Origin of the sequence: Oceanobacillus profundus (assembly GCF_003515705.1) — a bacterium.
Lineage (GTDB): Bacteria > Bacillota > Bacilli > Bacillales > Amphibacillaceae > Oceanobacillus > Oceanobacillus profundus.
This window is the reverse complement of the sequence record NZ_QWEH01000007.1, coordinates 28,224-43,452: the sequence shown is the minus strand read 5'-3', so window position 1 is coordinate 43,452 and position 15,229 is coordinate 28,224. Positions and strand designations below refer to the sequence as shown.

23 protein-coding genes are annotated in these 15,229 nt (G+C 33.5%); all 23 read left to right on the top strand.

Translation table 11 applies throughout. The features are described from left to right. Nucleotides 1-10 precede the first annotated feature (10 nt). The 23 genes from D1B32_RS11675 (at nucleotide 11) to D1B32_RS11585 (ending at nucleotide 15,226) form a co-directional block, all read left to right on the top strand. Nucleotides 11-2,017 carry an ATP-dependent helicase gene (locus D1B32_RS11675; RefSeq protein ID WP_118889451.1) on the top strand — a complete coding sequence of 669 codons (2,007 nt, stop codon included), beginning with the start codon at nucleotides 11-13 and terminating at the stop codon, nucleotides 2,015-2,017. Nucleotides 2,018-2,109: 92 nt separating this feature from the next. Then, nucleotides 2,110-3,117, top strand: a complete 1,008-nt coding sequence (locus D1B32_RS11670; RefSeq protein ID WP_118889450.1) for a helix-turn-helix domain-containing protein — start codon at nucleotides 2,110-2,112, stop codon at nucleotides 3,115-3,117. A gap of 230 nt (nucleotides 3,118-3,347) precedes the next feature. Beyond that, nucleotides 3,348-3,548 (top strand): hypothetical protein, encoded by a 201-nt coding sequence (locus D1B32_RS11665; protein WP_118889449.1) that lies wholly within the window; start codon nucleotides 3,348-3,350, stop codon nucleotides 3,546-3,548. A gap of 275 nt (nucleotides 3,549-3,823) precedes the next feature. After that, on the top strand, nucleotides 3,824-3,991 hold the full coding sequence (locus D1B32_RS23770) for a hypothetical protein (RefSeq protein WP_187393149.1): 168 nt from the start codon (nucleotides 3,824-3,826) through the stop codon (nucleotides 3,989-3,991). Between the two features lie 43 nt (nucleotides 3,992-4,034). Next, nucleotides 4,035-4,256 (top strand): hypothetical protein, encoded by a 222-nt coding sequence (locus D1B32_RS11660; RefSeq protein ID WP_118889448.1) that lies wholly within the window; start codon nucleotides 4,035-4,037, stop codon nucleotides 4,254-4,256. Nucleotides 4,257-4,344: 88 nt separating this feature from the next. Next, nucleotides 4,345-4,500: a hypothetical protein gene (locus D1B32_RS23765; RefSeq protein ID WP_158586253.1), complete on the top strand. Its 156-nt coding sequence runs from the start codon at nucleotides 4,345-4,347 to the stop codon at nucleotides 4,498-4,500. 50 nt (nucleotides 4,501-4,550) lie between these two features. Continuing rightward, nucleotides 4,551-5,480 (top strand): CHC2 zinc finger domain-containing protein, encoded by a 930-nt coding sequence (locus D1B32_RS11655; RefSeq protein ID WP_118889447.1) that lies wholly within the window; start codon nucleotides 4,551-4,553, stop codon nucleotides 5,478-5,480. 59 nt (nucleotides 5,481-5,539) lie between these two features. Continuing rightward, a complete protein-coding gene (locus tag D1B32_RS23760; RefSeq protein ID WP_158586252.1) occupies nucleotides 5,540-5,704 on the top strand; it encodes a hypothetical protein in 165 nt (54 codons plus the stop codon). A gap of 704 nt (nucleotides 5,705-6,408) precedes the next feature. After that, complete coding sequence (locus tag D1B32_RS24145; RefSeq protein ID WP_205126983.1) at nucleotides 6,409-6,573, top strand: hypothetical protein; 165 nt, start codon at nucleotides 6,409-6,411, stop codon at nucleotides 6,571-6,573. Nucleotides 6,574-6,586: 13 nt separating this feature from the next. Then, complete coding sequence (locus tag D1B32_RS11645; RefSeq protein ID WP_118889445.1) at nucleotides 6,587-7,030, top strand: hypothetical protein; 444 nt, start codon at nucleotides 6,587-6,589, stop codon at nucleotides 7,028-7,030. 2 nt (nucleotides 7,031-7,032) lie between these two features. Beyond that, nucleotides 7,033-7,704: a hypothetical protein gene (locus tag D1B32_RS11640; protein WP_118889444.1), complete on the top strand. Its 672-nt coding sequence runs from the start codon at nucleotides 7,033-7,035 to the stop codon at nucleotides 7,702-7,704. Between the two features lie 87 nt (nucleotides 7,705-7,791). Then, on the top strand, nucleotides 7,792-8,217 hold the full coding sequence (locus D1B32_RS11635) for a hypothetical protein (RefSeq protein WP_118889443.1): 426 nt from the start codon (nucleotides 7,792-7,794) through the stop codon (nucleotides 8,215-8,217). Nucleotides 8,218-8,316: 99 nt separating this feature from the next. Next, complete coding sequence (locus D1B32_RS11630) at nucleotides 8,317-8,733, top strand: hypothetical protein (protein ID WP_118889442.1); 417 nt, start codon at nucleotides 8,317-8,319, stop codon at nucleotides 8,731-8,733. A 17-nt stretch (nucleotides 8,734-8,750) separates the two neighbouring features. Beyond that, entirely contained in the window at nucleotides 8,751-10,016 is a 1,266-nt protein-coding gene (locus tag D1B32_RS11625; protein WP_118889441.1) for a hypothetical protein, read from the top strand. A gap of 20 nt (nucleotides 10,017-10,036) precedes the next feature. Further along, a complete protein-coding gene (locus tag D1B32_RS11620; RefSeq protein WP_118889440.1) occupies nucleotides 10,037-13,327 on the top strand; it encodes a DEAD/DEAH box helicase family protein in 3,291 nt (1,096 codons plus the stop codon). 37 nt (nucleotides 13,328-13,364) lie between these two features. Continuing rightward, the gene (locus tag D1B32_RS11615; RefSeq protein ID WP_118889439.1) at nucleotides 13,365-13,574 is read left to right on the top strand and encodes a hypothetical protein; all 210 of its coding nucleotides are present in this window, start codon (nucleotides 13,365-13,367) and stop codon (nucleotides 13,572-13,574) included. A gap of 26 nt (nucleotides 13,575-13,600) precedes the next feature. Continuing rightward, the gene (locus D1B32_RS11610; RefSeq protein WP_118889438.1) at nucleotides 13,601-13,873 is read left to right on the top strand and encodes a hypothetical protein; all 273 of its coding nucleotides are present in this window, start codon (nucleotides 13,601-13,603) and stop codon (nucleotides 13,871-13,873) included. Then, a complete protein-coding gene (locus tag D1B32_RS11605; RefSeq protein WP_147379901.1) occupies nucleotides 13,839-14,096 on the top strand; it encodes a hypothetical protein in 258 nt (85 codons plus the stop codon). The genes D1B32_RS11610 and D1B32_RS11605 overlap by 35 nt, the downstream gene beginning before the upstream one ends. A gap of 13 nt (nucleotides 14,097-14,109) precedes the next feature. After that, the gene (locus D1B32_RS11600; protein WP_118889436.1) at nucleotides 14,110-14,355 is read left to right on the top strand and encodes a hypothetical protein; all 246 of its coding nucleotides are present in this window, start codon (nucleotides 14,110-14,112) and stop codon (nucleotides 14,353-14,355) included. A 4-nt stretch (nucleotides 14,356-14,359) separates the two neighbouring features. Further along, nucleotides 14,360-14,497 carry a hypothetical protein gene (locus D1B32_RS23755; RefSeq protein ID WP_158586251.1) on the top strand — a complete coding sequence of 46 codons (138 nt, stop codon included), beginning with the start codon at nucleotides 14,360-14,362 and terminating at the stop codon, nucleotides 14,495-14,497. Nucleotides 14,498-14,537: 40 nt separating this feature from the next. Next, nucleotides 14,538-14,735, top strand: a complete 198-nt coding sequence (locus D1B32_RS11595; protein ID WP_118889435.1) for a hypothetical protein — start codon at nucleotides 14,538-14,540, stop codon at nucleotides 14,733-14,735. A gap of 31 nt (nucleotides 14,736-14,766) precedes the next feature. Continuing rightward, complete coding sequence (locus D1B32_RS11590) at nucleotides 14,767-14,946, top strand: hypothetical protein (protein WP_118889434.1); 180 nt, start codon at nucleotides 14,767-14,769, stop codon at nucleotides 14,944-14,946. A gap of 46 nt (nucleotides 14,947-14,992) precedes the next feature. Beyond that, entirely contained in the window at nucleotides 14,993-15,226 is a 234-nt protein-coding gene (locus tag D1B32_RS11585) for a hypothetical protein (protein WP_118889433.1), read from the top strand. Nucleotides 15,227-15,229: the final 3 nt, after the last annotated feature.

The following is a 15,229-nucleotide window of genomic DNA, read 5'->3' as shown; positions in this document are numbered from 1 at the left end:
AGGTTATAAATTGACTACTTCAACATTAGGTGTCGGCCTGAATATCTTTCAGGTCGCACAAATGCTTGCAAAATTAAATGAACATCAACGTGAAGCGGCTATTACAATTGATGGGAGATATCTTGTGATAGCGGGAGCAGGATCTGGAAAAACATCCACTCTAACTACTCGTATTGCTAATATGATTGCTAACAATGTAGCTCCTGAAAGTATTTTTTGTGCTACATTTACGAATAAAGCTGCTCGTGAAATGAAAGATAGACTGGAAGCAATTGTTGGTGAAGACAATATGAATAAAGTATGGATGGGTACGTTTCACAGCTTGTGTGTGCGCATACTTAGAAAACATGCTCATTTATTGGGATATGAACAAGTAGATAATCGATCCAACTTTATCATTTATGATTCCTATGATGTATTAAAACTTATCGAACGTATTTATAAGTCTCTTTCTTTTGATGGAAAATATAAGCCTGGCTTAGCAATGCATTATATTGATGATGCAAAGAATAATTTATGGACTCCTGAATATTGTTCATACAACAATGCGGAATCCCGGACTGAACAAGATATGTCACTGGTTTATTCTCACTATCAACGTATTATGCAAGAATCAAATGCAATGGACTTCGGTGATTTAATAATGAATGTTGTTACATTACTAGAAGAACATCCAGATGCTGCAGCTTATTGGCAGAATAAATTTCATTATATTATGTCTGATGAGTATCAGGATTCTAATCCGTCACAGTTTAACTTACTACGTTTACTTGCAGCACCACATATGAATGTGTTTGCCGTTGGCGATCCCGATCAATCGATTTATCGATTTAGAGGGTCTGACATTGGAATAATCATGAATTTTGAAAGGCATTTCGCACCTTGTACAGTTATCAAATTAGAAGATAATTATCGATCAACAAATGTTGTTGTTAAAGCTGGAAATGGTTTAATATCTAATAATCCTGCTCCTTATGATAAAGTATTGCGTGCCAATAAGGATGAAGGTGAGAATGTTGATATAATCCAATTGCAAAGCGAATATACAGAAGCAGCTTTTATAGCTACTAAGATTAAGCAGCTTGTTATGTCTGAAAAATACGAGTGGAAAGATATATCTATTCTTTATCGAGCAGGATATCAATCGATGGCTTTAGAACAAGTCTTTGTTCACAACTTCATCCCCTTCAAAGTTTTTGGTGGACAATCGTTTTTCGAAAGAGAAGAGATTAAAGATATAACATCTTATTTGAGAGTTATTTACAATCGAAAAGATGATGCTGCTATGCTTCGTATCCTAAATAAACCTACAAGAGGAATCGGTAAGACTTCACAGACTGCTATCGAAGAGTATGCAACTAGTAACTCTGTTAGTGTTTACCGAGCATTAAAAGGAATTGATACAATTGATTCCATTAAAAAGGCTGCAGCTGGTAAGATTAAATCATTTTTAGATACTCTCGATCATTTCGAAGAAAAACTAAACTCAAATATGTCTATATCAGCTTTTGCAAGATATGTGATCGAACAATCTGGATTGCAAAAGTTGTACAGAACACGTGCAGAAAAAGATAAGAATGAAGAAGAACGTTTAGATAATATTCAAGAGTTTATTAATCTAATGGCTCATTATGAAGAAAATCATCCTGATAAACCTTTAGATGAATTCATGCAAGAAATATCTCTCATCTCTGATTATAAACAAGATGGTGAAGATGAGCCAAATGTTGTAAAAATGATGACGATGCATGCTTCAAAGGGATTGGAGTTTCCTGTCGTGTTTAATATTGGATGGAATGAAGGCTTATTCCCATCTTGGAGATCAAACACTCAAGAGGATGTAGAAGAAGAACGTAGATTAGCTTATGTTGCATTAACTCGTGCAGAAGAAAAGATATACATTACGTACACTAACCAGCGTGCAAGACATGATGGTAAAGGTGTCCAGTCTTATGATCCATCCCGCTTCATTATGGAGATTCCAGAAGATATTACAACAAAAACAGAACTTTTATAAAATATAATCTCATTACAGGTACTAACTTGACTATATTTGCAGAGACATGTATATAATGGTTAGTACCTAACTTTTTGAGAGGTGGAATTTAGATGTCTTCAAAACAATTAAACAGAGAAACAATTTATAATGATGTACTTGATATTTTTGAAAATGGAAACGAAGATGAAGTCTTCATAAATACTGCTGAGATAGCTAAAAAATATGGAGTTAAAGGTCCTACAGTTGACTATCATATTAAAAATCTTGTAAATGAAGGACGCTTGTTACTTTCAAATAAACGTGGAAAATATAATCGTAAATTTTATTATTTGCCTGATTCGAAACAAGAAGCCTTACCTGAGAAAAAGATATTCACCTCTGGCAATATAGATCAATATAGAACTATACTACAAGAGAAAATGAAAGATTTCTCTAATGCTTTAGATACTGTTGAAAGTAATTCAAAAAAGGAAGAACAACAGGGACAGCAAGTGGAAGAAGTTGAACAAGAAGCTCCTGTTAAAGATAATGTTGAAGATGAAATTAAAACAGAAAATAAAGTAGAAGAGCACATAGAGGAGCCAGCAATAAATGAGGAAGAATCAGATAAGCAAAAAGAATTTGTTCCTCAAAAGAGCATTGACTTTTCCGCTGGCGATTTAAATCTTGATGACAAAATTCAATTGTTTTTAAAACAATCTTCTCATGTTCCTACACCAGAGAATTTATTGACACATCAGGATAGAGAAGTCTTAGCTGTTATGAATGAAAGTATCCATCAAAATATTATTTACTTAAAAGACTTATCTGAACAACTTTCTACCATTCAAAACAAAGAATTAATTCAACAGTTAATTGACGAGCGTAATGTTTATCTTGAAGAAAAGACAAAACTACAAGAAGAAAATGAAATTCTTCGTAGCGAATTGGATAATAATAGAGGTAAGTTTGATTTAGATCCTAAGAGAATCCGCTTAGCTCAACAAAATATTATAAGTGTATTGGATAGTTTCTTAGATCAACCAAACCATGCTTTAGCCTTATCTCGAATAGAATTCAGAAATACTATTACAAAGTTAATTAATGATGCATTTCGATATGTTCTAAACTTAGAGTAGTAATTTCTTTACTGCCTATCGGCATGTTTTAGAGACTACTTCTCCTAGTGAGAAAAGGGGAGATATTAAATGAGCAAATTTGAAAAAGCGTGAAGAGTGGTTAAACAAGGATAAACAGTCCTTGTCTAAAAAAGCAATCTATGAAATGCAACTTATTATGAATGATATATAATATTTGAAACGATTTGATTTATATTCGATAAAAAATGTAGAGTAAAGGAGCTAAAAATATGGATATTAGAAACGCTTATGAAATCACTATGGAACATATGTTGGAGTATTTAGACGATGAAGGGATGCACGTATCATCAAACGTTGAAAAGACAAAAGAAGGCGTAAAAAAGATGGTTAATGACCCTCAATTTATTGAAGAGTTTGCAGAGTTTTTGCAAGACCATTTAGCTGATTTTGGAGAAAATTACGGTCTTTAAGTAATCCAAATTCCGATTAAAATTCGAAGTCGATAGAAGATGCGACAGGAGAGGTGAAATAAAATGACTGTTTTTATCGTCTTGTATGAACATTATTTGAGAGACCATCAGATTGAGATAAAAGGTGTATTTGCTGACGAAGGCAAGGCATTCAATTGTCGTGAAGAATCTCTTAAACAAAAGAAATTCAGAGACGAATGCTGGATAGCTGAACGGAATGTTATTTAGTAGTCCGACTAAAATTCGAATTTGACAGAAAATGCGGAGGAGTGTAGATGATGAAAGTAAAACAATTGATAGAAGAATTACAGGTTAGAAATCCAAACGCAACAGTGTATCTTTTGAATGATGAAGGCGATAAAGCAGCTGTGAATAAGTTGTTTAGAATCGAAAGCGACAAACCTACTCACGAACAAGATGTACTGCTGACAGAAAGGTTTTAATTAAAAGTCCGAATAGAATGTGAAATAAGGGGGGGTAATAGAAATGTCTTACCTATCACAGATTGAATGGATATATACTCAACTACAATCATTAAGTAAAGAAACATTAGTTCAAATAATTGATGAATTAAATTTAGATATACCTGATAATGATTATAAAGATATGGCTACAGATGTTTATAATAAAGCCAAAACAGGAGTCCCCCTTACTCACAAGCAAAAAAGAGTCCTAGTAAATATTATTGGCCAACCCAGATATGAATAGTCAATCCAATAAAAATTTGATGTTTTAATCAAACAGCAAAAAAGATAGATGATTTCATCTAATATATGAAATAAAGGAGTGAATCGATTTGAAGGAGAAATGGACAGTAGAGAAATTGATTGATGAATTGAAATGCTATCCTCAAAATTATGAAGTTGCATTAGCAGTAAGAAATATAGAAGCTCCTCTTGATGAAGTTGAGTTAGATTCAGATGATGATGAGAAAATAATTTTAAGTTATTAATTACAGAAAGATTTTTATTGCAATCTTACAGTAGGAGGTGCTTCACATAAATGGCACAACACTATCCCTCAGAGTTTATTGAAGAATTAAAGCAGCGAGCTAATATTGTTGATATTATGTCTCAATATATCCAAGTTGAGCAAATGGGGCATTCTCATCTGGCCATCTGTCCTTTTCATGATGATCAGACACCGAGCATGCAAGTTAATTCTGATAATAATACATTTTATTGTCATGCTTGCGGAGCCGGTAGCAAGAATCATTCGGAAGTAACTGCATGTGATGTCATATCTTTCTTAAAACATATAAATAACATTACATTTGGAGAATCTGTAGAAATGCTTGCGTCAATGGTTGGAATCCCACTCCCTCAATTGTCGCCTGAAGAACAAGCTGCTGTTAATCAAAGAAGAGATTATTTTAATTTAATGAGTCGTGTTTCAGAAGCATTTCATATGAATTTATGCGAACATCAAAGGTCTCTACAGTATTTAGGTAATCGTGGTATTACACACTTAGATATGAAGGTTTGGAAACTTGGCTATGGAGGTAAAGAACCTCATTCTAATTTTATTAATGTAAAGAATCGAATTGTTTTTCCTATGTTTAACTATCACGGTGAAATCGTTTCTTTTACTGGCCGTGTTCCTTTTGGTCAAAGTGTATTAAACGAATTAAATGTAGAGAATAAAAGTAATGGAAAATCCTTCGTACCAAAATATAAAGACATGAAGAATTTTGATAAAAGAAACCATCTATATGGTATGCACATCGCTAAAGAGTATATAAGAGAAGCAAAAACTGCTGTAATTGTTGAAGGATGGACCGATGTTATCAGTTTACATCGTCATGGATTAAAGCATGCTGTATCCACAATGGGAGTTGCTTTATCTCAAGCACAGATTGAATTGTTAAAGCGTGCCGGGGCAAAGAAGGTCATCCTAATGAGAGATGGTAGAATTTTCTTTATTTTCAGTTAATTATTTGTTATACTTGAGATGTATAAAAAACACCTCAAAGAGACAAAGGATGAGATAAATTGACACGGAATAAAATTAAGCCAGAGATTGAAAAAAAGATTATTGAAATGTACTTAAATGGATGTAGGAATCCTGAAATTGAAAAAGAATGTGGCATTACTCAGTGGACGGAACTTACAATTTACTTTCAAACATTAGAAGTCACCTTCAAGAAGCTGGTTTAAATCCAAACGTAAAGTTTACTAAGAGAAAGAAAAATGGAGATAATATATATAACTTAAAGTATTGCGGTAGAGGAAATGCTTTAAAGTTTTATAATTATGTTTATAAGGATTCAACTTTTTCTCTTCCAAGGAAACGTGAACGATTTATTTCGCTTATTAACCGATAATGAAGTGTTGCCGTTCAATTAAGAAATTAGTTGAATTATAAGTGCGGAACTAAGCGGGAAAACCCTCCCTGATTGAAAGGGCAACCCGAACCGAAGGCTAAATGTAAAGATTTAGTCAGGGGCAGAGCATACCAGGTGAACCTGTAGTAACAGACTATAATCCTGGCACGAGGCCGCACCACCCAAACATATAGTGATGTGGGTGAAGAGATATGCCGAGCTAGTCTGTAATGGGCTAGAAGTAAGGATAAAAAACCTTACGATAACAAACTGGACCCAGCTGGTATAATAGCTGCAGAAAGAGATGATAAGCTATTAGCTGCACATAATATTGAGACATTTATCTATCCATTAGAAAATGGTATGGATCCTGATTCTTTATGTATCTCTTTTGGCTACTATAATGAAAGCTTATTAAATCATATTCATAAATTTACACAGCCAATAAGTCAATATAAGATAACTAAAGTGTATAAGGAAACACAAGAAAATATTCTTTACCATTACAATGAAATCAATCAAACCCAACAGGAGCGTTTGAGCAAGATAATCGGTGTTCTTTTAACGATCCAGGATCCTATAGAGTTAGATTTATATATTCGTCAAATATCCGATTTAATGGTAGTATCTTATGATGCAATTAAAGAAAAACTTAGGCAAGCAAGATACGATCAGCAACTTACAACAGCTTTTCAGACATAAGGAGATTTTTAATATGAATCATTTAATCATTTTTCCAGAAATTTATATAACAGAAGTATTGGAAACATATTTATCTGCAATTGAAAAGAGCCATTCTACTAAATCTATTGTTCGCAATAATGGCTTAGTAGCAGTCAAATCAGGTTATTTAACAAATACATTTCCAGTTTTTTTGAAAAAGAATAACATTCCATTTGATTATCACAAAACCATTAATGGTGCATCCTTAATTCAATATTCCCGTAAGGATTTTGATAAAGCCATTTATTGCAATCATGTTGGAGAGCATTTACTAAGAGTAAATGATATTCATGATATTGTTACGGATTTTGCGAACGGAATTGGTAGTAACACAGCGGAGTCAGCTCTAATATCTATCGCTAAGTTAGTACGTGAAAACGATCCTGTTAAATCTGGTCGCATTAAAGATATATCAGAATATACAAAAGGAGAATAGATATGGCCAAGAAATTAGAAAACTATGAAACAGTCAAAGAAAGAAAATCACGATTAAAAAATGATTTTCCTGACAGCCTTATTTTACCTATGTTCTTGTCAGATCCAACTCAGTCCTTCAATTACGCATTAATTGGAGCTCTTATATGGAAAGACAAAAAGGTAAGAGATGAATTATCTGTTGAAGCAATAGAAAGTATATCGAATATAGCGCAAAAGGCAACACAACAAAATGCTGGAACAATTATGTCTTCCATTGCAATCTTAGCAAAATCTGATGCTGCTGGATACTCTTTATCAATTGCCGGTGGAAATGGTGCAGACCGAAATGCTTGGGTAGAAAATGCGGAAGAATCTGCAGTTGGCCGAGCTTTAGATAACCTTGGATATCATTCTAATTCTGCTTCTAAGGAAGAAATGGAAAAAGTGCAATATGTAGAAGAAGCAAGAAAACAACGACAGCAGCATGATAACCATGTTAATAATCTTATTATACAATTAAATCAATTAGGATATACAGGAGAATACTTACAAAATGTGTGTGCACAATCAGTCCGACCGTTTTCTAATTTCCACGAACTATCGTTAGAAGAACTCATGGCTGTAGAGAATAGACTGCAAGCACTTCTCAACCAAAGTAATACACAAAATCAAAATATACCACAGCCTGTATAAATTATAACACAATATATTTCCTTACAAAAAGTTGCTTTTAAATCGTTAGGTATGATTAAATAATACATAACGATAGGAGGAGTGATTATGGGAGCAAAAGACTTACTAAGACAAGCACATCAACAAGGATCTGCTGTAATACAACCTACAGTACAGGTGAATAAAGCAGAAACTAAACCTGCAGTAGAACCTATACAAAGTCAAACAATTGAAGTGGAGTCAAGCAAATTACCTAGTAAAGCAATACAAGTGAAACATCCAGATGCAAGTGAAGAAGCTTATGGTATCATGCCAATTGCTACTAACTTGCAATTATACAATTATGATTTAAATGATTTTTTATCTAATTTTAGTAAACAGAATAGGAAAAATGGTGGTAATCCTATTACAAAATCACAACTGATCGAAACAGTTTTATCATTTGCATACTATAATATGAAAATTAATCCAAAAGGATATAAAAGCGCACAAGATCTTATTGAGGATATGGCAGGAAAACTGAAAAATTCATAGCATACTCTTAAATTCTTTAGCGATTTGTGGATTTTTGTTCGCAGATCGCTATTTTCATGTTATAATATGTAATGCATTACATTATAGGAGTGTTAGACAATGATGGATTTAGCTACAGCTTATTTATATTTATCATCACCTGTTAAACTTAAAGATATTCATAAGGGTACTTTTCCCAATATGATTCAAGCAGGCTGGTACCGTGATCACAGGGCATCTAATAAGTTTCAAATTTTGAATAAACGTTTCAATATCGAAGGGAGTTGGTATCGAGTATTGGTTCGTTTTGAGCTTCAGTCTGATTCATTTTATGAATTAAGCTCACCTGTTCCTTTTGTTATTACAGAAACGGAAAAGAAAGATAGCCCTTCTGAATTTAGAGATATTTTTGTTGATAAGAAATCTTATCATGGACGTAAACTAAAGCATGTTTTCGGATTTATTAATGCCGGTGTTCCTATCGCTTTAATTGATGCGGTTATTCAAGATTTGAAGCAATATATTGTTTATAAATAAAAAAGGGGGAATTTGAAATGCATTACGATTTGAATAGACCATTGAGTAATTATGCTACAAAGATTTTATCCATGTACCTCGATTTTCCGAAGAATCAACCAATAACTGCTGTTGATTATCGTGCACGTAATGGAGAAACTATTAAGCTTTTAACTAAGAAGCATGAAGGTAATAAGCATTTATATGGAGCTACAAATGAATTGTATCTTGCAGAATCCATGAATGATAGTGGAGACTTTGAAAAGGTGTCTCATTCACATTATAAGGCAGAATCTCGTATCTCAAAAGAAGCCTTTTCACTTGCTATTGTAGATCCGTTTATTAATAAAGTAGTTACTGATGAAATTTTTTCTTCAGTTGATGACTTGGTTGAGCCCGACTTTGAAGCTGAAGAACGAGAAAGATTGGAGAAGGTTAGACAAAATATAGATGTGGACCAAATTGATTTAGGTATTGAAAATATTAGTAAAGAAGAATTAAAAAAACAGTCAGAAGAGATTGAGAGGAAAGTGGAAAAGGCTGTAAAAGAACGCAAATTAGCATTTAGACGTGTGTTAAAAGAGAAAGAGAAGCGCATTACATTTGAACGTGAAGATAACTTTTTACTCGCAAAGGCAACGGATCAGCTAATGCCTGGAGGGATTCTTGTGATGATTACTCCAAAAGAGATGATAGACACTGCTATAACATTACGTTTAGCTAATCAGTATGAAGATATTCGGATTATTAGATTGGAGGAAGATGAGTATAGTTATACTCACAAATGTATTATTCTTGCTAAAAAGCGATTAAATAAATATGGAAAAATTGATCGAACCAAAGGTTATCAACTTGCTGAGACTAAATTAACATCCTATCGTGAAATTGAGGAAATTTCACCACAAGCAGCTGCTTCTTATATTGTACCAACACAATCAAAAGATGCAGTTGAGATGTTCCGTATTGGTCCAATTACACCCCAAGAAGTTTTGGGAGCATTAAACAAAAGTAATTTGATTAATAATTATCAAGAGAGTTATTCTCAAGTATTAACAGAAGATAATCCAATTGCTCCAACTGCCTTGCATAAAGGGCATATTATGCTTCTCTTAACATCAGGTCATTTGAATGGATTTATTGGCAAAGGGGAAAACCAGCATCTTGTAAAAGGAACAGCTCAAAAGCGAGTTAGAGAAACAATTGAAGAAGATGAAGATGGTGAAACAACTACAAAAGTAAGAGACTTTTATGATATTACAGTAAAATATCTTGATTATAGCGGCAATTTCCATAAATTAATGTAAATAAAAAAGGAGGATTTTTTGTGACTACATTTCATTCAGATGAGCTTTATGAAATTGGCATGTATGGGTCAAACCGATACGGTATTCGAACAACAGCTTATACAGATTTAATAATTAGTTCAACTATAAACAATACAGATCACATTTATTTAGCTAGCATTAGTGGCAGTCCATCAAAAGTAGAACAAATTGCATGGTTATTTAATGATGGAAATAAAACTGCAGAGATTCATCGAGCAGAAGGATATCGATTTGACAAAAATCACAAAAGAATTCGAGCATTTACCGAAACAAAGAAGAAAAAGTATACGGTTCATACTCAAAGAATTGATGATATCTCTCATGCTTTGATTGTTTCTAAAAGCATTGAAGAAAAAACGAGTGAACGTTTTCAGTGGATTGAAACAAATGGCCATCCAGCACCTGGTCAAAAATTACCTCATGACTTAGCAGAATTCATTATTGCTTGGGATGGTGACATGTATTCTCAAATCTACAAAATTTTAAATGATCGTTATGGTACTCCTATGATTGAAGAATGGAAAGAGTACATTGTAGATGAAATGATTGAAAATGAGTATTTTGAGTATTTATCTGTATATACGTTTGGTAATGAATCCCCTATCCAAGCTGGTCTATTAAGGGTTACTGATGAGCAGCTTGAAAATATCATTACAAATGGAATACAATCATATGAATTAGATTTTGCACTCCTAGAAGATGATACACAAGAAGAAGTGTTATCAAAGCTAGAATCAATTGATCAATACTTAAGCCATTTTGCAGGAGATTTAGCTGAATGTATTCAACAGAATATTGCTCTTCGTTTTGATCCACATAAAGACAGGCATAGCCCAGCTTTTAAAGATGTGAATCTAACAGCTAATCAGAACGGTATAACTGGTCTATTCCCGCCACAAGCAGATACTGTAATGGGAGTAGCTAACACGTTAAAAGAAGATGATTACTGCTTTATAGTAGGTGAAATGGGCGCCGGAAAAACCCCTCTGGGTATGGTGGCTCCTTATGTGACACAATCAGTACGCAGTCATGATGGTTCTGTTAAACCATATCGAGCACTGGTCTTTTCACCAAGTATTATGGTTGAAAAGTGGAAACGTGAAATTAAAGAGCGAATTCCTAATTGTGAAGTTTATGAAATTGCTCACTATACAGATGTATTAAAATTAAAGAATCAGCCATACAGGCCAAATAAGATTGAGTACTATGTTATGAATAGTGATCTGCCTAAATACACATATCCAATGCTCCCAATTAAAGATTGGAGATATTCTTCGGAAGATGCGAAAGCTTATTACTCTCAATATAAAGCAGACTTTAATGAGAATGGAGTATTTGAAGATAAGCCACCTCGTGTCCGCTTCGAAAAAGAATCTCATTTTGCAAATGGATATGAGCAGACAGTCTTAGCACCAACTGAAACTGGATATCACTGCCCAGAATGTGGTGGAGTTCTATATGAAAAGAAAGATGTACCATCTGGACAACGATTCTTTGAACAGCGTTCTGGACGTAAATGGACACCACGTGTTAGAAAATCTGTTAACTATGTTTGTCAAAATGCTGTTCCTGTAAAGACTTTACCGAAGCATAAAGTTAAAGATAAAAATGCTGAAACACAAAAATGTGGCTATGTTTTATGGGAGCCTGAAAAGCTAGAAGCGGATTCGAAGAAGAGAAAAGTTTCTCCTGCATGGGCAATTAATAAATTCTTACGTAGAGGGTTCTTCCAATACTTAATTGCTGATGAAGTGCATGAATATAAATCAGGAGATTCCTCAATCGCTCAAGCTTTTGGACAATTAATTAATCATACAGAAAAACAAATTCTGTTGACTGGTACGTTAATGGGTGGTATGGCTTCTGATATATTTTACCTTTTAGCTAGATTGGATCCTAGCAGATTGTTAAAAGAGGGTATCCGATATTCCGATGAATCTCTTTTCACTAAAAAATATGGTGTTTTCGAGAAGAAATATGTTGGTGACGATGATAACAGAAGACAATCAGGTTCAGCTAAAAAGCCTGGTCTATCACCTCATCTATTCCCAAGGTACTTAATGCGTAACTGTGCATTCTTAGAATTAAGTGATTTAGGATATGCACTACCACCGTATCGTGAAGAGCCAATCTTCATTGAAATGGATAATGAACATCGTATTGAATATGATCGATTAGACCAACATATGACTAGCTTAATTGGTACAAATGCTTTTTCAGGGTCTGGTATGAAATACGTTTCAACTTATATAAATCTAATGAGTCAATACTCAGATTTACCATTCAATATTCCTGAAATCAATAGCTTTGATGATCTTGGAAATGACTATGTAATTGCAACTCCACACTCATTTGAGGCAGATTCTTTTGTCCCAGCTAAGTTCCAGCGTATGCTGCGAGATATTGATGAAGAAGTTTATACGAAAAACAGAAAATGTTTAGTTTATACAAAGTTTACTGGTGCTAATTCATTCAATGCTACAGATAGTTATATCTATGAAAAGTTAAAAGAATTAGGATATAATGTAGGAATTTTAAAATCATCAGGGACCTATGATGGTATACGTATGCCAAAGTCTTCTAAAGACCGTGAACGTTGGTTAAAAGAAATGATGGAAAAAAATGATTGGGATGTTCTTGTCACAAATCCTAAATTGGTTAAAGTAGGACTGGATCTCTTAATGTTCCCTAATATCATGTACTATCAATTAGATTACAGCACATATGATTATATGCAATCTTCACGTAGAAGTTGGAGAATCAAGCAAACAGAGGACGTTATTGTACGAACATACTCATATCGTAATACAATTCAAGACCAGGTCCTTGAACATATTGCAACAAAGATTGATTCAGCGATGGCTATGCAAGGTAAGTTCTCTGAAGAAGGACTACGTTCGATGGCAGATTCTAATGATGGCTTTCAATCACTTGCTAAGAAGCTTCTATCTGAAGGTAAGCTTGATAATGTAGATACAATTCATGAACGCTTCCAACGGTTAAATCATTCTTATGAGGAGCTGCAGAGCACAAACTATGAGGACTATGAGTTTTATGATGTTAACCCTATTGAGGGTGGCATGGAAACTGTTAAGAAAATCGCTCAAGGTCTAATTAAGGAATTTGAAGATAAAGTGTCTGCTGGTACAGCAACTGTTCAAGAGCTTGCTGCGTATATGGAAAAATTCGATGAGATGATGCAGGTTATCGATGATGTGAAATCTTACAATAAAGGTAAGAGAAAGAAAGAACAGGTTATAGAAGGCCAAGTCGCCCTAGCTTTATTCTAGGGACTTGGTTGTTTAAATCAAAATGAGGTGTAAAAACATGGATAAGAAATGGAAAGAGTTATTTAAAAATCCTCCATTGAATTGGAGAGATACTTGGAGAAACCGAACGAAAATATCCCGTTTTGATTCTAAAGAACAGGCACTTAAATTTAAAGAAAAAATTAAGTCTGATTATAAAAATGAAATCTTGCTAGATATTCATCCCAAAGATGGTTATGTTTTGTATCAAAAAGAAAATGAAATTTAATAAAGAAATATTTGTAGAGGTGTTTTATGAAACAGATTACAGAGTGTTTAGATCGAGCTTTTAACAATAAAAAACCTCTAAAGAAAAAATGGCGTGCAGGTATCCTTGCAATAGAAAATGTAAGCTTGCTTATTATGTTTCATTATCATCATATGATTATGGTTTATGACTTAAATAAACATGTTTACCTACATCAATGGCATGAAACATCAGCAGATCTTCGTGGATTAAATGCAGCAAAGAAATATTTGGAGGAACACAGTTATGAGGAAATCAGTGGCAGATATGTCAAACAATGAATTGCTTAAATTTGGATCAGAAATTACAAGACACAATGAAATTATTCAAAAAGAATGGTACAAGCGTTATCAAATGAATTTTCCATATGCATTAGATTATGAGGGTAATATAGTACATCATATCATGAATTGTATTCTCCAGGATGATGAATGTGACAAGCTTATTTTAAAACAAGCACTCAATCTTAGAGAAGAACAATCAAAAAATATAGTTTTAAGCTAGGGGTGGATAAGTTTTGGATATATGGAGATATGATCAAGAGGCACCAGATGGATTAGTTAAATGCTTGTATGTAGATGTTGGGAAGTTTCGTTTATTTTTTGCTTTAAGTGAATCTGCTTGGTATACAAAAGGTAAAAAAAGACTTATTCCTATCTGGATTAAGGATAAAAGCTTATTTATATATAAGCTTGCAATGAGAATTGGAACTGTTTCTGGCTCACGAATGAAGCATTATTATAAAGAAAATACGGAGGAATAGTTCTATGAAATTATTAAAAAAAGTCTTTTACGATGAAATGTATACTGTAAAACTTAATGGAGCTGCTCTTGTAGGGTGGATTACAGCAAGTCTTTACGGAGTTGTAAGTTTAATAAAGACTGTTATTAGTGCCTTTAATTGATTCAGAGTTTATATGATTTGCAAGCCAAGGAGGAAGTCAAATGGATACTGAAGATAGATTAAAATGTGATTGCTGTGGTGAAGATCATTTCAATACAGTTATTATTGAAAAACCAGTTAGATTTGCTTTTAATACTCGTATTCATAAAATGGTGGATATTAACAATGAAGGGCGAAAAGATAACTTTTGTCTTAATTGTTTAGTTGAAGAAATTGAACAATTAAAAGAATGTTATTAATTCGGATTCAATGTGAAGGAGCGATATACCAATGGCAAATGGATATGTTGTCAATCGTACTGATGGAGTTAGTGTAATTGTTTCGGAAAGAAAGTATCGAGAATTTATAATACCTGCTGAAAAAGCTGGTGGCTTTATTGAATCTATAATTCCTTATATAGATATGCAGGAGGCTATTCGGGAATATCCTTGGTTGGAAGTTTTCGAGTAATCAATATTCCGATTAAAATACAAATTAAAAATAAGGAGTAGAAAAAATGAGAGTAACTGTTAAAAAACTTACAAAAGAAATGTCAATTATAGAAGTGGAGACAAGAACAGGAACAGAAACTTTGCAAATAGATAGAACGCCAACGGGGCATTCTTATGATGATTTTGCTGACTGGAATATTACAAATGAAGAGTATTATCAACTCGAAGGTTTTGTCGACACCATTACAGAAAGAATGGACGGGAAAGAGTTGTTAGATGTTGTCTATGACTTAGATTAAATC